Below are 281 nucleotides of genomic sequence, written 5' to 3' on the forward strand. Positions count from 1 at the left end.
CTTGAAAACTAGATAACCGGAAAAGCGGAGGCTCGCGGGTCGCCGCGATGGGCAAATGTTCTTCGCCTGCAAGGGTGCTTGCACCCGGAAGGCGAAGGTTATTTGACCCCGAGCGGCGGCGAGCCGAAGCTAGACAGTAAGGAAGAAGCCGAGAAGCGCTGTAGGTTAAGCTAGAAAGGGCGCACGGTGGATGCCTTGGCACTAGGAGCCGATGAAGGACGGGGCAAACGCCGAAACGCTCCGGGGAGCTGTAAGCAAGCGTCGATCCGGAGATGTCCGAA

At 59.1% G+C, this 281-nt stretch carries 1 rRNA gene; it reads left to right on the plus strand.

Annotated elements, in window-relative coordinates:
- Positions 1–163 precede the first annotated feature (163 nt).
- Positions 164–281, plus strand: a 23S ribosomal RNA gene (locus tag ETC02_RS17300); the annotation flags it as partial.

This window comes from Geobacillus sp. DSP4a (genome assembly GCF_013096875.1).
Classification (GTDB): domain Bacteria; phylum Bacillota; class Bacilli; order Bacillales; family Anoxybacillaceae; genus Geobacillus; species Geobacillus thermophilus.